Origin of the sequence: Moraxella tarda (assembly GCF_035181405.1) — a bacterium.
Lineage (GTDB): Bacteria > Pseudomonadota > Gammaproteobacteria > Pseudomonadales > Moraxellaceae > Moraxella.
Map to the genome: position 1 here is coordinate 360,735 of NZ_JAYGGV010000003.1, position 17,452 is coordinate 378,186.

Genomic DNA, 17,452 nt, shown 5'->3' on the forward strand with positions numbered 1-17,452 from the left:
CGTGGGCATTTTATTTTTCTAAGCCACCTGTGCGGTGTGAAGGTCAATATTACCAAGCTCAATGTTGCCGTTATATTTCTAAGCCACCTGTGCGGTGTGAAGGCCGACGCTTGCGAATTTCTCACAGATTTAACTTTTCTAAGCCACCTGTGCGGTGTGAAGGTCTTGCACTGCTTTCTAGCACTAAGTAATCTTTTTCTAAGCCACCTGTGCGGTGTGAAGGTTTTTGCAAAACAGGTTGTAATCCAAAGTGCATTTCTAAGCCACCTGTGCGGTGTGAAGGTCAAAATTGGCAAAAGCCGTGGGCATTTTATTTTTCTAAGCCACCTGTGCGGTGTGAAGGTCAATATTACCAAGCTCAATGTTGCCGTTATATTTCTAAGCCACCTGTGCGGTGTGAAGGCCGACGCTTGCGAATTTCTCACAGATTTAACTTTTCTAAGCCACCTGTGCGGTGTGAAGGTCTTGCACTGCTTTCTAGCACTAAGTAATCTTTTTCTAAGCCACCTGTGCGGTGTGAAGGATATTGTACCAGTGTTTAGTGGATCACAATATTTTCTAAGCCACCTGTGCGGTGTGAAGGAAAAAATTGCTCGTTCTGAATCAGGTGAATTATTTCTAAGCCACCTGTGCGGTGTGAAGGAGACTCGGCGGCGGCGATGAGCTGGGCTTTTGTTTCTAAGCCACCTGTGCGGTGTGAAGGATGTCGCTCGGCGATTTCAATGTTTTGGCGTTTTCTAAGCCACCTGTGCGGTGTGAAGGGCCAAAACGCAGTTTGAACATAAGGTAGGCAATTTCTAAGCCACCTGTGCGGTGTGAAGGCAGTAGTAAAGTATCCTCCATTGCACCATATGTTTCTAAGCCACCTGTGCGGTGTGAAGGTCAACAACAACGCAAGTTTTGCCACTGCCAGGTTTCTAAGCCACCTGTGCGGTGTGAAGGAAACAAGGCATATACTTCACCCTCTTTTGGCTCTTTCTAAGCCACCTGTGCGGTGTGAAGGCATAGATTCTACAATGTTTTTAGCTGAATTGCTTTCTAAGCCACCTGTGCGGTGTGAAGGAGATGGCTATTGATATTGCAAAAGATATGTATTTTCTAAGCCACCTGTGCGGTGTGAAGGTTATCATGATTACAATGTCTTTAAAAGTGATTTTTCTAAGCCACCTGTGCGGTGTGAAGGTACCCTATACAACAGTTAGGGATATAGTCTTATTTCTAAGCCACCTGTGCGGTGTGAAGGAAATATTAAATTAACCAATGCAATTAAAAGATTTTTCTAAGCCACCTGTGCGGTGTGAAGGATTTGCACCCACTTTTTTAAGTTGTCGGAATAGTTTCTAAGCCACCTGTGCGGTGTGAAGGTAAAACCTTTTAAACCTATTGACAACCTTTAAATTTCTAAGCCACCTGTGCGGTGTGAAGGAATATCAAGCCCATAATGTCTATGAGTTGATATTTCTAAGCCACCTGTGCGGTGTGAAGGTAGATATTCTACAAAGCATTATCAGAAAAATCAAGCTCTGGCGATGATTATTGCCAAAAAACCAATGTTTTTTCTGATAAATGCAACTTATTGATTTTATTAAGTTTTTAAATAATAAAAAAATAAAGGGTAGAAATTTGCTTTTTTGCCTTATTTCTATCATATCTTAATCTTATTGGAAAGGCAAATTGCTTGACTGTCGTGCAAAAGGGTGCTTTAATGATGGTGTATCAGTTTTGTAAATGTGATGAGTTTATCATGATGATGCTCCAATCCTCTGATTTAAAAGCCATTTTGCACTCCAAACGCGCTAACCTTTTTTATTTAGAACACTGTCGAGTAATGCAAAAAGACGGGCGTGTTTTGTATCTCACCGAAAGCAAAAAAGAAAATCTTTATTATAATATTCCAATTGCCAATACCACTTGCATTTTATTGGGCACAGGCACTTCAATCACCCAAGCGGCAATGAGAATGCTTGCACAGGCAGGGGTATTGGTGGGTTTTTGTGGCGGTGGTGGCACGCCTTTGTTTAGTGGCTGTGAAGTACTGTGGCTGTCGCCACAATCTGAATATCGACCTACCGAATACATACAAGGCTGGCTTTCTTGGTGGTTTGATGATGAAAAACGCTTAAAAATCGCCAAAAAATTACAATTAAAACGCACCGAATTCATATTAAAAATCTACTCAAAAGACAAAGAGTTTAAATCCTATTGTTTTCACGAAAATATCAATGACATTATCGCCAATTATCAATCCCAAATTCCCAATCAAAATAGCAATGCTGATTTATTAGCTTTAGAAGGGCGAATGACCAAGCAGTTGTATAAAATTGCCGCCAAAAACACAGCCAATACAGGCTTTGTTCGTGATTTTGACAGCACCGATAAAGCCAATGTATTTTTAAACCACGGCAATTATTTGGCGTATGGTTTGGGGGCGACCACCGCTTGGGTGTTGGGGATTTCGCACGGATTTGCGGTTATGCACGGCAAAACACGGCGTGGGGCTTTGGTGTTTGATATTGCCGATTTGGTCAAAGATGCGATTGTGTTGCCTTTATCGTTTATCTGCGCAAAAGAAAATACGAGCGAGCAAGAGTTTCGCCAAGAAGTTTTGAACTATTTTACCGATTATCAAGCGCTTGATTTTATGTTTGAGACCGTAGAGGAGCTGGCTTCAGAAAAATTTCCTTAATTACAGTCTATAGGATTGACACTGGAAAAATGATGGCTTATAATGACCGCATCACTAACGAATGGAAACCTTTATGTTCAAGAAAAAATGGCTGTCCGCTCTGATTGTTATAGCAATTACTAGCTTTCCAAGTGTTCATATTTTGAACAATAGCCCCATTTTAATTATAATAGGAGATACATAATTTTCCAGTCGCGCAGACTGCTTAGAAATATAGACTGTAGTTATGTACAGACAATTTTAACACCGTGTAGGTGGTTTAGAAAGTAGAGCTTATCTATTTGGTAGGCTCTAGCACTGTTTTGGGATTAAATTGTGAATGTCATTTTCATTTGCCAATGTCAGAAAAAATCGCTGATAAAAACCAGAAGAGTTTTGGACGCTTATGCCAATCGTATCGGCGACAATGTGTGGCAAACCAGTATTACCGAAGATGGCTTGATAATGGTGCGAAAATTATTACGCCAAAGTGCCAGCAAAAATACCGCTGTGGCTTGCCATAAAATCAAAACCCGAAACCGCACCGAGCTTGTTTGGATAGTGGGCAATAAAAATGAATTTAATGAAAGTGGGTTTGTGCCTGTTAATAAAACCAAACGCAGTATTTTGCACTTTGATTGTCAGAATGATTGGCAATTTTTAAATGCCATTTCTATTGTGTCGGTAATTTCTGCCTTAATGCACGATTTGGGAAAATCAAGCGTGGGCTTTCAAGATAAATTAAAAAAATCTGCTAAAACTTCTGACCCTTATCGCCACGAATGGCTGTCTTTAAAATTATTTTTGTGGCTTGTCCAAAATTGCCAAACCGATAATGAGATTTTTGAAAGGTTTTTGACCGTTGAAGATTATCTTGCTAAAACCAAATTAAATATTGATGACTTAGTACAAAATATAGAAAAAACCCAATTACATCAATTGCCACCGATTGCAAATTGGATTGCGTGGCTGATTGTTACCCATCATCGCCTACCTGCTTTGACTGACTATTATTTTAAAGATAAGAAAAAGTACTTACAAAGTGATAATCGCTATTTGAAAGTAGATTTAAACACTTATTACAAAAGTTTATTTAAACCAATGGAATATTGGGTAAAAAATCCCAATTGTGATGTCAATATTCATCAATTTTTTGCTTTTAATGATATTGTTTGGGGCAGTCCTCTTTGGCAAAAACAGCTTAAACGCTACGCCAAAAAAGCACTTAACGACCCAACTTTAAATAAGCTCTCCCAATTGGGTCGGCCGATTGCCAACCCATTTTTGGTGCAATTATCACGGCTTGCTTTGATGGTGGGAGACCACAATTATTCGTCATTAAAAATAGATAGCCCACAGCGTGTTTTGGGCAGTTTAAATTGGCAAAACACACTCATTGCCAATACCGATAAAACAGGCAGTGCCAATCAATCTTTGGACGAACATTTGCTGGGTGTGGCGGATATGACCGCTAAATTTTGCCGTAGTTTACCAATTTTGCACGAAAATCTGCCCAGACTTGATAAGCACGAACCGCTTGCCAAAAATACCGCAGGCGAACTGTTTTTGTGGCAAAACAAAGCCTTTAAACTAGCAAGCACGCACAGCGAAGATAGCCATATAAACGGCTTTTTTGGTGTAAATATGGCATCAACTGGCAGAGGCAAAACCATTGGCAATGCTCGCATTATGTATGCATTGGCAGGGGAAAAAGGCACTCGTTTGACGATTGCATTGGGTTTAAGGGTTTTGACTTTGCAAACAGGGCAAAGTTTTCGCAAAAACTTGGAACTAAGCGATAGCCAACTTGCGATTTTGGTGGGTGGCTTGGCACAAAAACAGTTGTTTGAAACCAATGCGCTGAGCGGTAGTGAATCTGACCAAACTTTGCTTGATGGTCTGGTAGATAGCGACGATTTTGCCGATATTGTGGCGGATTTAAAACTTGGCACGGTGCTGGACGCTAAAAATGCCCAAAACCTACTCATCTGCCCTGTAGTAACTTGCACAATCGACCATTTAATGCAAGCTTGCGAAGGCAGTCGTGGCGGAAGATACATTGTTCCGCTGCTGCGTTTATTTGGCTCAGATTTAATTTTGGATGAGCCTGATGATTTTGATCAAAGTGATTTGCCTGCTTTGTCTCGATTGGTGCATTTAGCGGGAGTTTTTGGTTCTAGGGTTTTATTATCATCTGCTACGCTACCACCCGATTTGGTGCAAGGTCTTTTTAATGCCTATTTGGCGGGTCGCAAAATCTATAATGCCCAATTTAACAAGCCAAACCCATCTGTCGTTTGTGCGTGGTTTGACGAAAATGACTGTAATGCCACACAATGCAAAACTGTTGAAATATTTAATCATCACCACGCCAATTTTATTCAAAAACGCCTGTCTTTTTTGAAAAAAGAACCCATTAGAAAAATGGCAAAAATTTTACCAATTCAAGCAAAATTTAATGGCGAAAAACCCCAAGAATTTTATTCTACAATTGCTGAGCAATTATTAGGTAATGCCATAAATTTGCATTCAAAAAATCACATTATTTTGGATGATAAAAAAATAAGCATAGGCTTGATACGAATGGCAAATATTCAGCCTCTAATGCAAATTGCCGAGGCGTTTTATCGTTTAAAATCGGCACATTTAAATGACACGCAAATTTATTTGTGTTGTTACCATTCTCAGCAAATTTTGGCTTTACGAAATCGCCTTGAAACTCGCCTTGATGCCGTGCTTAGCCGTAAAAATATCAGCGATAAAGAGTGGGCAAAACAAGCCGATATTGCTGATTTTATCCATAAAAATCCCAATAAAAACAATCATTTATTCATTGTGCTTGCCACGCCTGTGGCAGAAGTGGGACGAGACCACGATTATGATTGGGCGATGGTTGAACCAAGCTCTATGCGGTCAATTATTCAGCTGGCTGGGCGAGTCAAACGCCACCGTCCGCATTTATTTGCTGATACACCCAATGTTGGCATTTGGTCGCACAATATTCGTGCTTTAAAAAATGAAAATATCGTTTTTACCCGCCCTGGCTTTGAAAACGACAAAGATGATGATAAATATGTGTTAAATACCAAAAATACCACAGAACTGATTGATAAAAATATTTTAACTCAATTAGATGCTAAATGTCGCATTAGCAAAAATCCGACTTTAAATATCAAAGAGAATTTAGCCGATTTAGAACAGGCGGTTATGGAAGATTTGATGAATAACAACAAGCCAAATGTCGTTAACAGTTATTTTGATAATGAAGAAACCGCCAATCGCCATCATCTGCATTTGAGTCTTTTAACGCCATTTCGGGCAGGACGGGCAAACAGCGATTTTATCGTTGTGCCAAGCGATGATGATGGCGCTCATTTTAAACACAAGGCACAGGTGGATGAACATGGCTTAAATTGCAAAAATGCCAGCGAAATCACACCCAACCGCCTTGATACCCAAAACGACAATGTCTCGGTTTGGCTAGCACAAAGTGTGGCAGATGAGCTTAGGCAGCTTGCCCAAGCTTTCCCAGAGTTGTCAAAAAGCGAGCGAATTAAGCGGTTTTTGGGGGTGTCGTTGGCTGAAAATGCCGTTTTTTATTTTGATGAACGGTTTGGATTTTGGCGTAAAGATTGAAATAAAAAGCGGTTTAGCTTCTTTAGGACTAAAGGTACCAAACTGCTTGATTTTAAGCCCTCTATACGGTGTGCGATTTAAGGTGTGCGATTAAATCGCACTTAGTGGCACTGGCACCGCTGTTTTTAGTAAGGCTTTGCCATTTTTTTAATAGCAAAAAGATCAAAAAAATAGTTTGACGAATGATTTTTGGTGTAGTTTAATAAGTGTTATCAAGACGACTAGGAGACAAGTGTGTCTATGCAGATTGACAGACAAACAATCGAACAGGCAATTTTGAATTTTTTGACCGCCCAATATAACAAAAAAACCGAAAAAGAGCAAAAACAGCTTGATAAAGCCATTGCTGATAACGATGTGGAAAAAGTAGCGGAATTAAATGAAATTTTACGGCCTTTTAAGGAAAAATATCAAAAACAAAATTGGCTTGCTGATGCCAAAATTATGGCTCAAAATGTGCAGGTTGGCACGCACATTTCTAAGGGCATACACCCAAGTTCGCGTGGTGATAATGTCAATTTTACAGACGAAGTTTCGCACGATTTTGTCAATACCAAAACCATTGTCAGTGCCTTTGTAGATGCAAACAGCCCGCGCGGAGCGATTGATTTGCCACTGGTATCATTTTTTGAGTGGGAAGTTGTGGCGGATTCTGGTATTAAAATGCGTGAGTTAATTTTGCAAAATTCAGACGCTGTTCAAAAAAGCTTTGATGATGATTTGGATATTTCAAAATCTTATCAGCAAGCTTTTTTGGATTGTTTAAACAATCAGCTTAAAAATCCCAAAAGTCACGAATTAAATAAACAAACCTTATATCCTTTGGCTGATGACGAATATCGTATTTTAATCCCGCTTCATCCAAGCGTTTTGGCTTACGAGGTGTTTTTAAAAATCAATCAAATGCGTTTTTCTGAGGAAAATAAAACTGCTCGTGAAAATCGTACCAAAAAAACCGTAGAGCAAAAACCCTATTTGACTTTTCACGATTTAGCAAGTGTGCAATTAGGCGGAACGAAACCGCAGAATGTCAGTCAGCTCGTCAATAAACAAAGCGGAAAAAACTACCTTTTGCCATCATTGCCACCGATTTTTAGAAGTTCAGGTAGTATATCCATTCCCAAGAATACCAAAAGCATTTTTGATTTAAAAGCCCTTGATTATCACGCAAGATTTCAGTTGCAAAGCTTATTTGAAATCATTAAAAATACCACCAATAATGTCAAAATCCGTGATGCCAGAAAAGCCACTTTAGACGAAATAATATACAAGGTTTTTGAGATTGCCACAGGCATTCAAAACACCCGCCCAGCAGGGTGGTCAAAGGACTATCCAAATTTAAAAATGGCGCAAAAATATTGGCTAGACCCCAATCGTGGTGAATTGCAAGATGAAGAAGAGTTTAAACAAAGCCGTGAATTGGGCGATTGGCGAGAAGAAATAGAGATTGCCTTTGCCGAGTGGTTGCAACGATTATTAAAATTGGAATTTAACAAAATCGCCCACGAATTTGGCGAACCTGAGCAATACGAATGGCGAGACGAATTTAAAGATGAAATCAAAAAGAGTGTGCGATTGGGCAATGGAGTATTTTGATGAGTTTTATTTATGATGATTTGGAGTGCGTGGGTTATTTGCTTTTTAAAAATATTAAAATTTTAAATGCCAACGCCATATCCAGCCCTTTGACTTATGGTTTTCCTGCGATTACAGGTTTTACGGGCGCAACGCACGCATTAAGCCGAAAAATTGCCCAAATAGATGAATTGAACCACATTCGTTTGGATGGTGTGTTGATTGCGTGTCTTGATTGCACGGTGCGAGCCTACCGTGAAAATGCGTATAAAGAATTTTTGTTTATTCAAAGTCGCAATCCGATTTTAAAAACAGGCAAAACCGCCCCAATTATTGAAGAAGGCAAATGCCATTTGACGGTTTCTTTGATGATGGGTGTTTATACGGATGGTTTTTTGAGCGAAGAAGAAAAGGACAGCTTAAAAAACAATGCCCTAACTTTATTACAACAGCAACGCCTTGCAGGTGGCAGTGTTATTGAAATAGACAAATTTAACCCTGTGCAATTTATTGAAGCTGAAGAACTCAATAATTTTACCAAACAATTATTGCCTGCCTTTGTGCTTATGGACGCACATCGCCATCTCATTGAAATCACTGAGCAACTAAAACAGACCAATCCCAATGCCACTGCCTTGGATGCATTGATTGAAACGGCCGTGCTACACCACCACCCAGACGATATAGGTCAAAAATGGCAAACCACCAGCGTCAAACAAGGGCGTGGCTGGCTTGTGCCGATGCCTGTGGGTTATCAAGGCATTTCGCCTGTGTTTGAAGCAGGGCAAATGGCAAGCAGTCGCAATCTTGAGTACCAAAGCCAATATGTAGAGAGTATTTATTCGCTGGGTGAGTGGTGTTTTCCACACCGCATTGACGATTTGGAGCAGGCATTTTGGTATCAAGTTTACAAGCCTGAGCAAAATTTGTATGTTGTTGCACAAAAATCTTAAGTTATGCTAAATCTTAATTGGAGAAAGTTATGGCAAAAAATGAGTTAAAAACCGCATCTGTATTGGCATTTGAGCGTGTCTTGGACATCTCGGACGGCTTTTTTTGGCAAGAAAACAGCGCGGAAAAAAATCCAAATCGCACCATCATTAGCGTCCAAGAAAAATCGGTGCGTGGCACAATCAGCAATCGCTTAAAAAATGCGGTTGCCAATGACCCTGCCAAATTGGATGCAGAAATCCAAAAAGCCAATTTGCAAAAAGTAGACTCAGCCAGCCTTGATGAACAAAACGACACATTGGTTGCCAAATTCACTTGTAAAGTATTGCCATTTACAGGCAAACCGTCTGTGTGCAACGACCAAGATTATGCCAAAGCGTTGGCAAAGATTATCGCCGACTACAAAGAAAATCAAGGGCTTGGCGAGCTTGCCAAACGCTATGCGGTCAATATGGTCAATGCCCGCTGGTTGTGGCGCAACCGTGTGGGCGCACAAAAAATTCAAATTAAAGTGGTTTTGAATAACGATGAAGACAGTGCTTTAATTTTTGATGATGCCAAGGCGTTTAGCCTGCACTCTTTTGATTTTGAAGATAAAAATCTGGCGACTTTGGCAGGCTGGATTGAAGAAGGTTTGGTGGGTGAGCGGTTTGTGATTTTGTCAGTACAGGCCCGTGCGGTGGTCGGTTTTGGACAAGAGGTCTATCCATCGCAAGAGCTGGTTTTGGACACAGGCAGTAAAAAAAGCAAGGTACTTTATCGTGTGGGCGATACCAGCAAAAACCACGCAGGACTGCATTCGCAAAAAATCAGCAATGCCATTCGCACGATTGATGATTGGTATACAATCAGACAAGACGACAATCTATTAAACGCAAATAATCAAAAAACCATCATTGCAGTAGAGCCTTACGGTGCAGTAACAACTTTGGGTATGGCGTTTAGACAGCCAAAAAACAAGCAAGATTTTTACAGTTTGTTTGATAAATGGGTGCTAAAGGGCGAAAAACCAGATGTCGGGCAACAGCATTATGTAATGGCGGTGCTGATTCGTGGCGGTGTATTTGGTGAAAGCGGTAAAGAGTAGATGGTGATGAAATATTATCAAGAAATCACGCTGATTGCCGATGAAGAAGTCACGCCCTATTTTTTGTGGAGTAGGGTGTATGCACAAATCCATATTGCTTTGGTGGACAACAAAAATCCGCAGATTGGGGTTGGTTTTCCACAATACCATTTTAACAAAAAAAGGGGAACGCTCGGCTTAAAATTACGAGTGTTTGCCCAAACAGAGCAGGAATTGTCCGAGTTAAATTTGGTAAAGTGGCTGGAACGATTGAGTGATTATTTGCATTTAAGATCTATTCAAGCTGTACCTGTTTGCCATCGCCATGCTATTTTTTACCGCTATCACCCTGATTCATCTAAAGAAAATCTAGCAAGGCGATATGCTAAGAAACATGCACTTAGCTATAATGAGGCAGTGGCGAGATTGGTTGATTACACGTCAGACCCTATTATTAACTACCCCTTTGTCATGCTTAAAAGCCAAACGACTGGCGTGGATTTTTGTTTACGCATTGCCAAAAAAATGGTAGATGATGCTGTCATTGGCGAATTTGGGTCGTATGGACTAGGTGGTGGTAGTGTGCCTGATTTTTAATGGTGATTAATGTTAATAAAAAACACCTCAAGACATATCGTCTGGGGTGTTTTGGTTCAGCTTAATTGGCTCTTTCACGAGTTTTGAGTACTTTTTTGACCTTGTCTCTGGCTCGGCTTTGTTTGAGTGATGACAGATGGTCTACAAAGACAATGCCTTTTAGGTGGTCTAGCTCGTGTTGGATACATACAGCAAGCAGTCCATCAGCCTCTGTGCTAAATGCTTGGCCGTGTTCGTCCATTGCTTCGATACGCACGCGAGCAGGGCGTTCAACGGTATCGTAGACCTCTGGAATTGAAAGACAACCCTCTTGATAAGGGGTGAGTTCTTCGGTCAATGGTGTGACTTTTGGGTTGATGTAAACTTTAGGCTGTGGTTTTTCGCCTTCTTTTGCCAGATCCATGACAACCACTTGTACATGCCTATCCACTTGCGTCGCTGCCAGACCAATGCCACGAGCATCATACATGGTCTCAAACATGTCTTGAATTAAGTTCTTGATGTCATCGTTAATCTGCTCAACTTCTTTGGCAACCGTACGCAAGCGTGGGTCAGGATAATTTAAAATTGGTAAAAGTGCCATAAAATTCTCAAGGTTTTGGATAATATTGGCATTATTATAATTCAAAGCATGGTCATTGGCAAAATTTATCTAAAAACTGGCAATGGTTTTTAAAAACTCTTAATAATTCTCCCAAAAATTACCTAATTTTGTGTAAAATGGGATTTTAATTTGTTCGGCCAATCACCAATCAAGATTATTAAGGGTTAGTTATGACTGCAGCACGCACCGCTCACATTGCTCGCAACACCGCTGAGACACAAATCAGTGTTTATCTCAACATTGATGGTGCTGGCGTGGGTAATATTGACACAGGCATACCATTTTTGGATCATATGCTTGAACAGATCACACGGCATGGGCTGTTTGACCTTGATGTTAAATGTGTGGGCGATACGCACATTGATGATCATCACAGTATGGAAGATACAGGCATTGCCATTGGTCAGGCTTTAAAAATCGCCTTGGGAGACAAAAAAGGCATTCGCCGTTATGGGCATTTTTATGCACCCCTTGATGAGAGTTTGAGTCGTGTGGTGGTGGATATTTCGGGTCGTCCTAGTCTGCACATGAATGTACCGTTTACTCGTGCTTATGTGGGCAGGTTGGATGTAGATTTATTCAGCGAGTTTTTTTATGGTTTGGTAAATAATGCGGGTATTACGCTTCATATTGATAATCTAAAAGGTAAAAACAGTCATCATCAAATAGAAAGTGTTTTTAAGGCGTTGGCACGAGCATTGCGTATGGCATGCGAGATGGATGAGCGTGCAGGCGGTAAGCTACCCTCAACCAAAGAAATGCTATGAGGAATTGGATATGACTAAAGTTGCACTTTTAGACTATGGTGTGGGCAATTTATTTTCGGTGGCAAACGCCCTGACGGTTGCAGGGGCCAGCGTGGTCATCACGAACGACCCAAAAGACATTAGGTCTGCCGATAAAGTCATGTTGCCAGGTGTAGGAGCGATTGGTGATGCCATGCATCATATGCGATTGTGCGGTGTTGACATGACCGTTCAGGAAGTGGTACGAACTAAGCCTGTGATGGCAATTTGCGTGGGTATGCAAGCATTGTTTGATTATTCAACCGAAGGAGGCAAGGTACCTTGTTTGGGGTTGGTTGCAGGTAGTGTAGAACGCTTTGATAAAACCTGGATACAAAACGGTCAAGGCATTAAAATCCCTCATGTTGGCTGGAATGTTGTGCACACTGATTCCAATCATGCACTGTGGCAAGGCTGTAATGATGAGTATTTTTATTTTACACACAGTTATTACTGCAAGCCTGATGTTGCTGATGTAAAAAATCAGGGGCTTATCACAGCAGTTAGTAGCTATGGGCAGGAATTTTGTGCAAGCATCATTAAAGACAATATTTTTGCCACGCAGTTTCACCCAGAAAAAAGCCATCGTGCAGGCCTGCGTCTTTTGAGTAATTTTATTAATTGGCAAATATAGTGTTCCATGTGAAACAAAAACACATGATATTTAATTGATATATTCAAGCACGCATATTTGGCGTGCTTGATTTTGGTGTGATACAAAACTTGGCTTGTGATATTGTGGATTTTAACCCAGTAAAATCCATCTTGCCCCAAGCTCTATCTTTGTTAATCTTGCCAACGAGTAAAGACTAAGCTGCCATTTGTGCCACCAAAACCAAAGCTATTACTAATGGCATAGTTAAGGTTTTCTACCTTACGAGCGGTGTGGGCAATGTAGTCAAGGGTGCAGCGTTCATCTGGGTTTTGCAGGTTGATCGTTGGTGGTAGGATTTGATTTTGCAATGCCAATACGGTGATGATCGCCTCGACCGCACCAGCTGCACCGAGCAGATGTCCCGTCATAGACTTGGTTGAGCTGACCAAGATATCATCACCAAATAATGTGGCAATCGCACGGCTTTCGGCAACATCGCCGGCTGGCGTGCTGGTGCCGTGTGCATTGATATACCCAACTTTATCTGCAGATATTCCTGCATCGTTTAGAGCGTTTTGCATGGCGCGTTTTGCACCGTTGCCATCTTCTGATGGGGCGGTAATATGACTTGCGTCGTCGCTCATGCCAAAACCAACCAGCTCTGCTAGAATTGTTGCTCCACGAGCTTGAGCATGATCAAGAGATTCTAGCACTAACGCACCAGCACCATCACCCAATACAAAGCCATCACGATCCTTGTCAAAAGGACGACTTGCCTTGGTTGGTTCATCATTGCGAGTAGATAGAGCGTGCATTGCACCAAAGCCAGCCATGCCAAGCGGTGTTGAGGCTTTTTCACTACCACCAACCAAAACCGCATCTAGGTCGCCATAGGCAATGAGGCGTGCACCCAAACCAATGGCATGTGTCGATGTGGTGCAAGCTGTTGAGGTAGCAAGGTTTGCACCTTTGAGGCCGTGTCTGATGGCAATCAAGCCTGCTGGCATGTTGACAATTGCTCCCGGTATGATAAACGGAGAGACCTTTTTTGCCCCTTGTGCTTTAATAATGTCTCGACTGCTTTCAATTGTACCAATGCCACCAATGCCAGAACCCATCACTACGCCAAATTTCTCACCATCGACATTGATGGGTAGGTAGTCGCCCTTGATGTCAGCAATCAATCCTGCCTGATATAATGCTTGTGCGGCAACAACTTGAGCATAATGCACAAATTCATCATAGCGGCGTACTTCTTTTGGATTTAAGTAGTTTTTGGCATCAAAATCTTTAATCAGCCCTGCAATTTGTGAGCGAAATTCATTAATATCAACATCATTGCCAAACTCATCGATTCTACTAATGCCACTAGTACCATTTATTAGATTTTGCCAAATAGTATCCAGATCATTGCCCACAGGAGTGATTGCCCCCATGCCTGTAATGACGATGCGTGTGCAATTTGAGCGTGCTGAGCGTTGAGTTTGTTGGGTCATGATTGCCACCAGCTTAGAAACAATATAGATAATGGAATGGATAGGTCATTTTTTGTTACAATTTTATTTGGCATTATATTAACATGACTGTTGGTAAATGAAAAGTGTACAGTTGTATTTTATTAAAACTAATGAAATCATTTGCTCAGTTGATGTTGTATGGGGTTGATTATGTAGGTTTAATGAAAAGCAGGGTTGGTAAAAATAATAAAAAATAATAAATTGATGAAAGGCATCGCAACAATAAACAAATAAACAATAGGTATGAATAAAAACACACAATTGATACAATTGATGACTTGATGGAGAGTGTTGTTTTGAGGTATATTTATTCGCGTAACATGAAAAAGCCAAACAAAAATATCTACGATGGCCTAGGTTGTATCTAGATACTATTTAAATTAAATTTCTCATACCGCTATATAACACCAAAGGAGCGAACAATGAAAGTCTTATTTCTAACAGCTGCCCTTACTGCCGTTGCTTTAGTAGGTTGTGCTTCACCAGCTCAAAATAATATGGGTCATAGCAATCATGCGTCAACCGTCAAGCATACAAATGGCTATACGGTGTCATCTAAACAATTTATTTGTGAAAATGGTATTGCACCAAAGCTGACTTATTTGAACGATAGCCAAGCTCAAATGACAATTGACGGCAAAACCACCTTGATGAATATTGCACGAGCAGGCTCTGGTACTTTGTATCGTGCAGATACTGGCATTTTTGGTAATCGTGGTGGCGAATGGCATGAAAAAGGTAATGATATGGCAACATTTACCTACAAAAATGTTCACAGTGGTGCATCAGTTGATGTTAACTGTAGCCCTGAATGATTGATTTCGTATCCTTTTTCTTCTTGGTAATTGCCAATCTTAGGTGAATCTAAGATTGAGATAATTAAAGATAAAGATATCGCTATTGTTAATTTTGTTAATTTATCTTAAAAAAACCGCAATTTAATCTTTGCGGTTTTTTATTTGCTATCATATCGGCTTTTTTGTGTCATTTGAGACTTTATTTAAGTTCAAAAACAGCTAAGGAAAGCATACCTGGCCCAATACGACAGGCTTACTTGCCCCTGTTACACTTGGCAGGTTGCCTACTTGTGATAGCATGGTTTGCTGAGCCAGCCAAGCAAAAGCAAGGCTTTCAACAAGCATGGGCGGTATGCCAAGTGCACCACTGGATTTTATTTGCCAGCTGGGCAGGTGATGTGCTAAGCGTGCCATCAGGTGGTTATTTAACGCACCACCTCCACAAACATATAGTTCGCCAGATGGGGCGATTTGCAATAGTGCATCGGCAACGCTGATGGCGGTCAAATCTGTCAATGTGGCTTGTACATCGGCATTGTCGTAATTTGATTGACTGATATTGAATTTTGCCAATTCTTCATCAAGCCAAGTCAAATTAAACTCTTCTCTACCTGTGCTTTTTGGGTAAGGTTTTGTAAAAAATGAGTGTTTTAGCAGTTGATTGAGCAGCGGTGCAATGATTTGTCCAGATTTTGCCCATTCACCATTTTTATCAAATTCCATGCCCATGTGTCGCTGTATCCAGCCGTCAAGCAAAAGGTTGGCGCAACCAGTATCAAAGCCAATGACTTCACGCACACCATCAGACAGCAGTGTGATATTAGCAATGCCCCCTAGGTTAAGCACGGCCGTATTTTTGGTGTCTGCGTGATTTAGGTTGTTAAATATTGCTTCATGAAATGCAGGTGCTAATGGTGCACCTTGACCACCCACAGCCATATCACGACGACGAAAATCACTGACCACAGCAATGCCTGTACGCTCAGTCAGGACATTAGGATCAAGTAGCTGTAGGCTAAACTGCCAATGTGGGCGATGACGCACTGTCTGCCCATGACAGCCAATCGCACATACACTGTTGTTGTCAATATTTGATTTATTGAGCATTTCAAGTACAACTTGGGCAGCAAGTTCCCCATAAAATACACTTGCCCAACCAAAAACATCAAGTTCGCTTTCAAAGCTAAGATTGTTTGTTTTAATGTAGTCATTCACGCCATTGGGTGTGGTAAGGGCGAGTAGGGCGGATTTTAAATCATTGGGAAAGCTAATGCTATGGCTATCAATGACAATCGGGCGTTTGTCATCAAATCGGCACAATACCGCATCAAGTGCATCTAGGCTTGTGCCACTCATCATGCCAATAAAATAAGGCTGCGTCTCCAACTGCATTTCTAGACTTTGCCAAGATTCTAAATTTTGGGTAAAATCATCTAAATTCATAGATTGCTCAATTTGGATTATAAAAATTTAAAGACCATCAAGCATAGCAAATTTTTTGATAAATTGTAACTATTTGCGCAAAGTCTGTGTAAAAATGCTAAGTCTTTAATTATTTGTAATAAATCATCAACAAATCTTTACTATTATATGATGGAGATATAAAAACAAACAATTTATAATCAATCTTAGCTGTGGATTTCCTAATAGTCTCAAACTTATAGAAAATAGAAATAGGGAAAATAGAAATAGGGAAAATAGAAATAGGGAGTGTATGCAATGAAGATTTTAAAAGAGATTGCCCCAGTATTTATTATGGGTATGGCGTTGTCTGGTGTGGCAAGTGCAAGTGATTTGATGGACGCACGCACAGCAGATGAGACAGCCACCAAAATTCGTGAAGTTACTTATCAATGCAAAATAGGTGGCAAGGTAAAAGTTAATTTTGGCTTTAATGAGCAAAAACTACCAACTTTTGCTGAATCATACTTAGGTGGTAAAGTCCGCTTTTTACCAATTAATTTAACGCATTCAAACATTGCTAGTACTTTATTCGGTGATGAGAACAGCTGGATGATTGGTTCCAGTGCCATCACGCTGGGTAATTACCACAAGTCGGACATCTTAGTTCAAGACCCAGATTCGGTAATTGCTTATAAGCATTGCAAGGTCATCAAGGTTAATAAACTGGGCTAACCCTTTTTAATCCTTGCAAAAACAAAACCAAAGGCTGTGTAATTGCATAGTTTTTGGTTTTTTACTTAAAAAACTTGGAAACTCTTAATGCAAAAATAATAACAAAATCATACACTTAAGAACTTTATTAATCCTCATCAAAAATACCGCTTGATCTTAAACAATTTCCCTGTATAATACGCACTCATTCAGACGATGGTTGATGATAAGACATCAATAACAAACCAAAGTTTGAATGATGCAAAACCAACCCAGTTTTTTTAAACCTATTTAACTATTAGTTATTAATTTTAATATTTTATTTAATTACTTTTAAAAATTAAAAAAATAACCAGTTAAAATAAAAAAACTTTAAAAAAACGCTTGACATAATAATTTTATGTGATAAAATGGTTGGCCTTGATTGATGATACAGACGATGTATCACAAACTATTTAAAATCAAAACTAAAGAACAACTTGTGTGGATTTTTGCTAATACAAGATAATACAAAAATTATCATTTATCAAGCAAAAATACTCAAAGTTA

At 40.2% G+C, this 17,452-nt stretch carries 13 protein-coding genes and 1 CRISPR repeat array (1 of these 14 running past the window's edge); of the genes, 10 read left to right on the forward strand and 3 right to left on the reverse strand.

Annotated elements, in window-relative coordinates; translation table 11 throughout:
- Positions 1 to 1,486: direct repeats of the CRISPR family, unit length 28 nt; unit sequence TTTCTAAGCCACCTGTGCGGTGTGAAGG (it extends 165 nt beyond the left edge of the window).
- Between the two features lie 258 nt (positions 1,487 to 1,744).
- The 6 genes from cas1f to cas6f all read left to right on the forward strand — a co-directional run bounded on the left by cas1f (position 1,745) and on the right by cas6f (position 10,490).
- Entirely contained in the window at positions 1,745 to 2,686 is a 942-nt protein-coding gene (cas1f, locus tag U9670_RS06050) for a type I-F CRISPR-associated endonuclease Cas1f (RefSeq protein ID WP_323841266.1), read from the forward strand.
- A gap of 315 nt (positions 2,687 to 3,001) precedes the next feature.
- A complete protein-coding gene (gene cas3f, locus U9670_RS06055; protein ID WP_323840979.1) occupies positions 3,002 to 6,301 on the forward strand; it encodes a type I-F CRISPR-associated helicase Cas3f in 3,300 nt (1,099 codons plus the stop codon).
- A 240-nt stretch (positions 6,302 to 6,541) separates the two neighbouring features.
- Positions 6,542 to 7,897 carry a type I-F CRISPR-associated protein Csy1 gene (gene csy1, locus U9670_RS06060; protein ID WP_323841265.1) on the forward strand — a complete coding sequence of 452 codons (1,356 nt, stop codon included), beginning with the start codon at positions 6,542 to 6,544 and terminating at the stop codon, positions 7,895 to 7,897.
- The gene (csy2, locus tag U9670_RS06065; RefSeq protein WP_323840978.1) at positions 7,897 to 8,829 is read left to right on the forward strand and encodes a type I-F CRISPR-associated protein Csy2; all 933 of its coding nucleotides are present in this window, start codon (positions 7,897 to 7,899) and stop codon (positions 8,827 to 8,829) included. The genes csy1 and csy2 overlap by 1 nt, the downstream gene beginning before the upstream one ends.
- Positions 8,830 to 8,858: 29 nt before the next feature.
- Positions 8,859 to 9,914, forward strand: coding sequence for a type I-F CRISPR-associated protein Csy3 (csy3, locus tag U9670_RS06070; RefSeq protein WP_323840977.1), 1,056 nt, complete (start codon positions 8,859 to 8,861; stop codon positions 9,912 to 9,914).
- Between the two features lie 6 nt (positions 9,915 to 9,920).
- A complete protein-coding gene (cas6f, locus tag U9670_RS06075; protein WP_323840976.1) occupies positions 9,921 to 10,490 on the forward strand; it encodes a type I-F CRISPR-associated endoribonuclease Cas6/Csy4 in 570 nt (189 codons plus the stop codon).
- 61 nt (positions 10,491 to 10,551) lie between these two features.
- On the opposite strand, the gene def is transcribed toward cas6f, so the two are convergent.
- Positions 10,552 to 11,073, reverse strand: a complete 522-nt coding sequence (gene def, locus U9670_RS06080) for a peptide deformylase (RefSeq protein ID WP_323840975.1) — start codon at positions 11,071 to 11,073, stop codon at positions 10,552 to 10,554.
- A 191-nt stretch (positions 11,074 to 11,264) separates the two neighbouring features.
- Between def and hisB the strand changes: the two genes are divergently transcribed.
- A complete protein-coding gene (hisB, locus tag U9670_RS06085) occupies positions 11,265 to 11,861 on the forward strand; it encodes an imidazoleglycerol-phosphate dehydratase HisB (RefSeq protein ID WP_323840974.1) in 597 nt (198 codons plus the stop codon).
- 10 nt (positions 11,862 to 11,871) lie between these two features.
- Complete coding sequence (gene hisH, locus U9670_RS06090) at positions 11,872 to 12,513, forward strand: imidazole glycerol phosphate synthase subunit HisH (protein ID WP_323840973.1); 642 nt, start codon at positions 11,872 to 11,874, stop codon at positions 12,511 to 12,513.
- Positions 12,514 to 12,665: 152 nt separating this feature from the next.
- Here hisH and fabF read toward each other — a convergent pair whose 3' ends face one another.
- Entirely contained in the window at positions 12,666 to 13,970 is a 1,305-nt protein-coding gene (gene fabF, locus U9670_RS06095) for a beta-ketoacyl-ACP synthase II (RefSeq protein WP_323840972.1), read from the reverse strand.
- 443 nt (positions 13,971 to 14,413) lie between these two features.
- On the opposite strand from fabF, the gene U9670_RS06100 reads away from it, so the two are divergent.
- Positions 14,414 to 14,806 carry an MliC family protein gene (locus tag U9670_RS06100; protein ID WP_323840971.1) on the forward strand — a complete coding sequence of 131 codons (393 nt, stop codon included), beginning with the start codon at positions 14,414 to 14,416 and terminating at the stop codon, positions 14,804 to 14,806.
- 201 nt (positions 14,807 to 15,007) lie between these two features.
- Here the strand turns inward: U9670_RS06100 and U9670_RS06105 are convergent, their stop codons facing one another.
- Entirely contained in the window at positions 15,008 to 16,231 is a 1,224-nt protein-coding gene (locus U9670_RS06105; RefSeq protein ID WP_323840970.1) for an anhydro-N-acetylmuramic acid kinase, read from the reverse strand.
- A 276-nt stretch (positions 16,232 to 16,507) separates the two neighbouring features.
- Between U9670_RS06105 and U9670_RS06110 the strand changes: the two genes are divergently transcribed.
- Entirely contained in the window at positions 16,508 to 16,924 is a 417-nt protein-coding gene (locus U9670_RS06110; RefSeq protein WP_323840969.1) for an ACP-like domain-containing protein, read from the forward strand.
- The last annotated feature ends 528 nt before the right edge of the window (positions 16,925 to 17,452 follow it).